This window comes from Pseudomonas sp. PS02288 (assembly GCF_029959715.1).
Lineage (GTDB): Bacteria > Pseudomonadota > Gammaproteobacteria > Pseudomonadales > Pseudomonadaceae > Pseudomonas_O > Pseudomonas_O kuykendallii.
The window spans coordinates 96,345-102,530 of the sequence record NZ_JASCPA010000008.1; the positions used below are offsets into that span (position 1 = coordinate 96,345).

Sequence of the window (6,186 nt, forward strand, 5' to 3'; positions counted from 1 at the left end):
TCTTGAAAAGTCTGGGAGCTTTGCCCGATCGGGCGAGCGGACTGGATAGTCTAAAAAATCACCAGCATTTAGGGAAGCGGTAAATCTGTTTCCGCCGCGCGCCAAGGTATACCCCAGGCGCTGCCCCTCACGCCAGCAGTTGCCGCAGCAGCTCGCCGAAACGCAGTTGCTGCGCGCCCTGCTGCAACTGGTTGGCGCGGAAGATCGCCTTGAGGTCGTCCAGGGCGTGGGCGAAATCGTCGTTGATCACCAGGTAGTCGTACTCGACGTAGTGGCTCATCTCGCTGACCGCCTCGCGCATGCGTCGCTCGATGATCTCCTCGCTGTCCTGGCCACGGTTGGTCAGGCGCTGGCGCAACGCTTCCTGGGTCGGTGGCAGGATGAACACCGATTTCGCCTGCGGCATCAGCCGGCGTACCTGTTGCGCACCTTGCCAGTCGATTTCCAGGATCAGGTCGTAGCCTTCGGCGAGAGTGCGCTCCAGTGCCCGCTGCGAGGTGCCGTAGAGATTGCCGAAGACCTCGGCATGCTCGAGGAAGTCGTTGTGCTCAAGCAGCTCGGCGAAGTGCTGGCGGTCGACGAAGTGGTAGTTGACCCCGTCCACCTCGCCGGGACGCATCGCTCGGGTGGTGTGCGAAACCGACACGCGTACCTGCGGCATGGCGTCGATCAGGGCCTTGACCAGGCTGGTCTTGCCCGCGCCGGACGGCGCGGAAACGATGTACAAGGTGCCGCTGCTCATTTGTTCGATAACCTATTCGATGTTCTGCACTTGTTCGCGCATCTGTTCGATCAAGACCTTGAGGTTCACCGCGGCCTGGGTCGAGCGCGGATCGAAGGCCTTGGAGCCCAGGGTATTGGCCTCGCGGTTGAGCTCCTGCATGAGGAAGTCCAGGCGCCGTCCCGCGGCGCCACCCGCCTTGAGCACGCGGCGGACTTCGCCGACATGGGTACTCAGGCGATCGAGCTCTTCGGCGACGTCACTCTTTTGCGCGAGCAGCACCAGTTCCTGCTCGAGCCGCTGCGGGTCCAGCTCGGCGCGCATCTCGGCGAAGCGGTCGAGGATCTTCTGGCGTTGCCCGGCGAGCATCTGCGGGACCTGCTCGCGCAGCGCGGCGACTTCGCCGACGATCGCGTCCAGACGCTCGTTGAGCAGGCGCGCCAGTTCGGCGCCTTCGCGCCCGCGGCCGCTCCTGAGCTCGGCAAGCGCTTCGCCGAACAGCGCCAGCGCGGCGGCGTTCATGGCCTGCGGGTCCGCGGCATCGGCCACCAGCACGCCGGGCCAGGCGAGCACTTCCAGCGGGTTCAGCGGCGCCGGCTGCTTGATCAGCGCGGCGACGCTTTCGGCCGCCGCGATCAGCTGCGCGGCGCGCTCGCGGTCGACCTGAAGTTCTTCGCCGCCGCCCACTTCGGCCAGGCGCAGGGTGCATTCGATCTTGCCGCGCGAAACGCCCTGGCGCAGGGCTTCGCGCACCGCCCCTTCGAGGTCGCGGAAGGCGTCCGGCAGGCGCAGGTGAGGTTCGAGATAACGATGATTGACCGAGCGCAGCTCCCAGCTCAGGGTGCCGTGGGCGCCGGCCCGCTCGACCCGCGCGAAGGCGGTCATGCTGTGCACCATGGGGAAAACCTCTCGGTGAAGACGGGAAAGACGGTACGAAAGGCGCAGGATTGTAGCGCAGTGCGTCGGTGGCTCCCAAACGGCGATGTCCTGCGGCGAACACGGCCCTTATACTGCGCGACAGTTTTCTGCCTAGGAATTACCCATGAAGCGTCCAAGTGGCCGCGCCGCCGACCAGCTGCGCCCGATCCGCATCACCCGCAACTACACCAAGCACGCCGAGGGTTCGGTGCTGGTGGAGTTCGGCGACACCAAGGTGATCTGTACGGTCAGCGTCGAATCGGGAGTGCCGCGCTTCCTGAAGGGCCAGGGCCAGGGTTGGCTCACCGCCGAGTACGGCATGCTGCCGCGTGCCACTGGCGACCGTAATCAGCGCGAAGCCGCGCGTGGCAAGCAGGGTGGTCGCACCCTGGAAATCCAGCGCCTGATCGGCCGTGCCCTGCGTGCCTCGCTTGACATGAGCAAGCTCGGCGAAAACACCCTGTACGTCGACTGCGACGTGATCCAGGCCGACGGCGGAACGCGTACCGCCTCGATCACCGGTTCGATGGTCGCCCTGATCGACGCCCTGAAAGTGCTGAAGAAGCGCGGCGGGCTCAAGGGCGGCGACCCGCTCAAGCAGATGATCGCGGCGGTTTCCGTCGGCATTTACCAGGGCGAGCCGGTGCTCGATCTGGATTACCTGGAAGACTCGGCTGCCGAAACCGACCTGAATGTGGTCATGACCGACGCCGGCGGGTTCATCGAGGTGCAGGGCACCGCTGAAGGCGCGCCGTTCCAGCCGGAGGAACTGACCGCCATGCTGGCGCTGGCATCGGCGGGCATGCAGCAGATTTTCGAGCTGCAGCGCGTCGCGCTGGCCGACTGATCGTCGCCTGAGGAGTTGCCGTGATGGATGAGTTCGACACCCTGACCCCGCCGGAAAACGCCCCGCTCAAGCCCAGCCAGCAGGCGCGGCAGTGGGCGATGCTCTGTCACCTGGCGGCATTCGCGGGATTGGTCGTGCCTTTCGGCAACCTGCTCGGGCCGTTGATCGTCTGGCAACTGAAAAAAGACATCGACCCGTTCGTCGACGCGCAGGGCAAGGAAGCGCTGAACTTCCAGATCAGCGTGGCCATCGCGGTGATGGTCTGCTTCATGTTGATGCTGCTGGTAATCGGCTTTCCGCTGCTGGCTCTGGTCAGCATCGGCGCGCTGGTGCTGAGCATCATCGGCGGACTCAAGGCCAACGAGGGCGTGGCCTATCGTTATCCCTTCACCTGGCGGCTGGTGAAGTAAGCGCGCCGCGGCGACGGGCAAAACCCGTAGCCGCGCGGCTCAGACGCTGAGCATCCAGTCGTAGTCGACGGTCAGCGGCGCATGCTGGGAGAAGCGCGGCTGACGCGGCAGCTTGGCACTGCGCACGAATCGGCGCAGGCCGGGCGTGAGCAGCTGATAGTCGAAGCGGTAACCCAGGTTGAGCAACTCGGCCTGTTCGCTGTCCGGCCACCAACTGAACTGATCGCCTTCGCGGCTGACTTCGCGCAGCGCATCCACGTAGCCCATGGTGCCGACCACTTCGTCCATCCACGCGCGCTCCGGCGCGAGGAAGCCAGTGACCTGTTGGCAGTCGCGCCAGTTCTTCACGTCGAGCTTCTGATGCGCCACGTACAGCGAGCCGCAGTAGATGTACTCCCGGCGCTTGCGGCGTTGCTTGTCGAGATAGTGGGCGAAATCGTCCATGAACTTGAATTTCTGGTTCAAGTTTTCGTCCCCGCCCTGGCCGGACGGCAGCAATAAGGTCGCGATGCTGACCTTGTCGAAATCCGCCTGCAGATAGCGCCCGTAGCGGTCGGCCATTTCGAAGCCGAGGCCGCTGATCACCGCCTTGGGTTGCAGCCGCGAGTAGAGCGCCACACCACCCTGACTGGGTACTTCGGCATCGCAGGCATACAGGAAATAGCCATCCAGTTGGAAGGCTGGGTCGTCCAGTTCGAAGGCAGAGGCACGGGTGTCTTGCAGGCAGATCACGTCGGCATTCTGCGCTTGCAACCAACTGAGGAGTCCTCGTTCGGCTGCAGCCTGAATACCATTCACGTTCACACTGATGATCCGCATAATGGCCCCCAAAAACACGTGCATGTATGATACCCGAGCTCTCTACATTTAGCTAAATCCATGCCGCTTCAAGGATTTTTCATGCAGGACTACCAGCGCGACTTCATCCGATTCGCCATCGAACGCGGTGTTCTGCGCTTCGGCGAGTTCACCCTGAAGTCCGGCCGCACCAGCCCGTACTTCTTCAATGCCGGTCTTTTCAACAGTGGCATCGCGCTCTCCGAGCTGGGACGTTTCTATGCGGCTGCCGTGGTGCAGAGCGGGATTTCCTTCGATGTGCTGTTCGGTCCGGCCTACAAGGGCATTCCGCTCGCGGCGGCAACCGCCGTCGCCCTGGCCGAGCGCCATGGGCTCGATTTGCCCTGGTGCTTCAATCGCAAGGAAGCCAAGGACCACGGCGAAGGCGGCAGCCTGGTTGGCGCGCCGCTGGTCGGACGCGTGCTGATCGTCGACGACGTGATTACCGCCGGCACGGCGATTCGCGAAGTCATGCAGATCATCGACGGCCAGGGCGCGCAGGCCGCGGGTGTGCTGATCGCACTGAACCGCCAGGAGCGGGGGCGCGAGACGCTTTCGGCGATTCAGGAAGTCGAGCGCGATTTCAAAATGCCAGTAGTAAGTATTGTTTCCCTCGAACAAGTACTGGAATATCTCGCCGGTGATGCTGAACTGAAAAAATACCTGCCAGCTGTCGAAGCGTATCGCGCGCAATACGGCATCTGATCTTCACCCCTTGGGCGCTCTGAACATGGCTGAACCGGGCTCGTTCCGTTTTTGGATGCTGTTGCTGGCTCTGCCGATGCTCGCGCAGGCCGCCGAGAAGGGCGATCAACAACTCTATCGTTACGTCAACGACAAGGGCGTCACGGTCCTCGACCGCCAGGGTGTGCCTTCGCAGTACATCGGCAAGGGCTACGAGGTGCTCAACGAGAGCGGCCGGGTGATCCAGGTTGTGCCGCCGGCGCCCAGCCCGGAGGAGATGCAGCGCCGCCTCGCTGAGAAAGCCCGTGCCAGTTCGGATGCGCAACTGTTGCGCCTGTACTCCAGCGTCGAAGACGTCGACCGCGCCAAGGCCCGCAAGCAGGCCGAGCTCGACGGGCTGATCAGCGTGGCGCGGGGAAATCTGCAATCGCTGCGTACCCAGCAGGCCAATCTGCAGAGCCAGGCCGCCGACAAGGAGCGCGCCGGCCAGGCGGTTCCGGATCAACTGGTGGCGCAGATCGATAACGTAAAGGCCGATCAGGTGCGTCTGCTCGGCGACATCAAGCGCTACGGCGACCTGCGCAAGCAGGCCGATGCCTCCTTCGCCGCCGATCGTGCCCGTCTGAGCGAGTTGCTCGGTCTGCCGCAGTAACCCCGATTCCGAGTTGAACGAACCGATGCCCCGGGCCCTTGCGGCCCGGAGTGTTGCGCCTCGTCAGTGACGCTTGCGGGTGGTGATCTGGGTGCCCACACCGGTGTCGGTGAAGATTTCCAGCAGTACCGCATTCGGCACCCGGCCATCGATGATGTGCGCGCTGTGCACGCCGCCCTGCACCGCTTCGAGCGCGCAACGGATCTTCGGCAGCATGCCGCCGTAGATGGTGCCGTCGGCGATCAGCGCGTCGACTTCCTCGGTGGTCAGCCCGGTCAGCACCTGGCCGGTCTTGTCCATCAGGCCGGCGATATTGGTCAGCAGCATGAGTTTTTCCGACTTCAGCGCCTCCGCCACCTTTCCGGCCACCAGGTCGGCGTTGATGTTGAACGACTGCCCGTCGGCACCGACGCCGATCGGCGCGATCACCGGGATGAAGTCGCCCTTCACCAGCATGTTCAGCAGGTCGGTGTTGATCCCGACCACTTCGCCGACCTGGCCGATGTCGATGATCTCGGGCGTGGTCATCTCCGGTGTCTGCCTGCTCACCTGCAGTTTCTTCGCACGGATCAACTCCGCGTCCTTGCCGGTGAGGCCGATGGCGCTGCCGCCATGGCGGTTGATCAGGTTGACGATGTCCTTGTTGACCTGGCCGCCGAGGACCATCTCCACCACGTCCATGGTCTGCGCATCGGTGACGCGCATGCCGTCGATGAAATGACTCTCGATGGACAGCCGCTTGAGCAGATCGCCGATCTGCGGGCCGCCGCCGTGTACCACCACCGGGTTTATCCCGACGGCCTTCATCAGCACGATGTCGCGGGCGAAACCGTCCTTCAGCTCGTCGCTTTCCATGGCGTTGCCGCCGTACTTGATGACCAGCGTCTTGCCCACGAAGCGGCGGATGTAGGGCAGTGCCTCGGAAAGGACCTGGGCGACCTGGGTGGCGTCTTCACGACTGAGGGGCATGGGTAACTCCGGCGTATCGAAAAGCGAAGGGTGGAAATGACAGCGCGACGCAGAAGCGTCGCGCGGGTGGAATGATACCGAGCAAGTCGGCGGCGCATCACCCGCCCGCGGGGCAAAACGCTTATTTAAAATACGGCGCGCCCCCCCC

8 protein-coding genes are annotated in these 6,186 nt (G+C 63.8%); 4 read left to right on the plus strand and 4 right to left on the minus strand.

Translation table 11 applies throughout. From position 1 onward, the window contains the following. Nucleotides 1-127: 127 nt before the first annotated feature. Nucleotides 128-742, minus strand: coding sequence for a guanylate kinase (gmk, locus tag QMX85_RS05755; RefSeq protein ID WP_090231490.1), 615 nt, complete (start codon nt 740-742; stop codon nt 128-130). Between the two features lie 12 nt (nt 743-754). Next, nucleotides 755-1,618: a YicC/YloC family endoribonuclease gene (locus QMX85_RS05760; protein ID WP_282339206.1), complete on the minus strand. Its 864-nt coding sequence runs from the start codon at nt 1,616-1,618 to the stop codon at nt 755-757. A 145-nt stretch (nt 1,619-1,763) separates the two neighbouring features. On the opposite strand from QMX85_RS05760, the gene rph reads away from it, so the two are divergent. Then, a complete protein-coding gene (gene rph, locus QMX85_RS05765; RefSeq protein ID WP_090231492.1) occupies nt 1,764-2,486 on the plus strand; it encodes a ribonuclease PH in 723 nt (240 codons plus the stop codon). A gap of 23 nt (nt 2,487-2,509) precedes the next feature. Further along, entirely contained in the window at nt 2,510-2,896 is a 387-nt protein-coding gene (locus QMX85_RS05770) for a DUF4870 domain-containing protein (RefSeq protein WP_090231493.1), read from the plus strand. Between the two features lie 39 nt (nt 2,897-2,935). Here the strand turns inward: QMX85_RS05770 and QMX85_RS05775 are convergent, their stop codons facing one another. Further along, nucleotides 2,936-3,715, minus strand: a complete 780-nt coding sequence (locus QMX85_RS05775; protein ID WP_090231513.1) for an exodeoxyribonuclease III — start codon at nt 3,713-3,715, stop codon at nt 2,936-2,938. An 81-nt stretch (nt 3,716-3,796) separates the two neighbouring features. Between QMX85_RS05775 and pyrE the strand changes: the two genes are divergently transcribed. Beyond that, entirely contained in the window at nt 3,797-4,438 is a 642-nt protein-coding gene (gene pyrE / locus QMX85_RS05780; RefSeq protein WP_282339207.1) for an orotate phosphoribosyltransferase, read from the plus strand. A gap of 55 nt (nt 4,439-4,493) precedes the next feature. Continuing rightward, on the plus strand, nt 4,494-5,069 hold the full coding sequence (locus tag QMX85_RS05785) for a DUF4124 domain-containing protein (protein WP_282339208.1): 576 nt from the start codon (nt 4,494-4,496) through the stop codon (nt 5,067-5,069). A gap of 63 nt (nt 5,070-5,132) precedes the next feature. On the opposite strand, the gene argB is transcribed toward QMX85_RS05785, so the two are convergent. Continuing rightward, the gene (gene argB, locus QMX85_RS05790; RefSeq protein WP_282339209.1) at nt 5,133-6,038 is read right to left on the minus strand and encodes an acetylglutamate kinase; all 906 of its coding nucleotides are present in this window, start codon (nt 6,036-6,038) and stop codon (nt 5,133-5,135) included. Nucleotides 6,039-6,186: the final 148 nt, after the last annotated feature.